The sequence below is a fragment of the Sulfitobacter sp. G21635-S1 genome (assembly GCF_027213915.1).
Classification (GTDB): domain Bacteria; phylum Pseudomonadota; class Alphaproteobacteria; order Rhodobacterales; family Rhodobacteraceae; genus Sulfitobacter.
On the sequence record NZ_JAPWGV010000082.1, the window covers coordinates 1 to 393 of the forward strand.

The 393-nt window shown below is 59.3% G+C and carries 1 protein-coding gene; it reads right to left on the reverse strand.

Features of this window, described 5'->3' with window-relative positions:
* Positions 1-19: 19 nt before the first annotated feature.
* Positions 20-393 (reverse strand): replication initiation protein RepC (gene repC / locus O4H53_RS27005; protein WP_269368095.1); only part of this gene is annotated, 374 nt, incomplete at its 5' end.

A 393-nucleotide genomic window follows, 5' to 3' on the forward strand; every position in this document is an offset into this window, starting at 1 on the left:
CAGTTGCGGGTTGGAAACTCTACCTCACCCCATTGCGCCGTTTTTGCAGAGCCGCAACGCTTGCATCGAAGTCCAGCCTTCCTGCCTTGGCTCGACGGATCAGTTCGCGCATCAAACCGCCAGGATTGCGAACAGGGTAGCTCGGGTGATCTCGCTGCGCATCAACCAATAGTAGGCAGAAAGCCAACCCGTGGTCGCCCAAGGTGCTCTGGCCCTCATGCCAAACTGAAGCATGGATATCGAGCATCGGCAGCAACGCCCAGGCAGCCTCGATGATGTCGCGCTCTTTGAGAGGTCGGTTCTGATCTCGGCTCGCGTCAAGCATCATGCGTAAGCCGTCGCCGGCAATGCGATATAGATTCTCTGGCGTCAGAGCGGGTGGCGCGGGGCAGG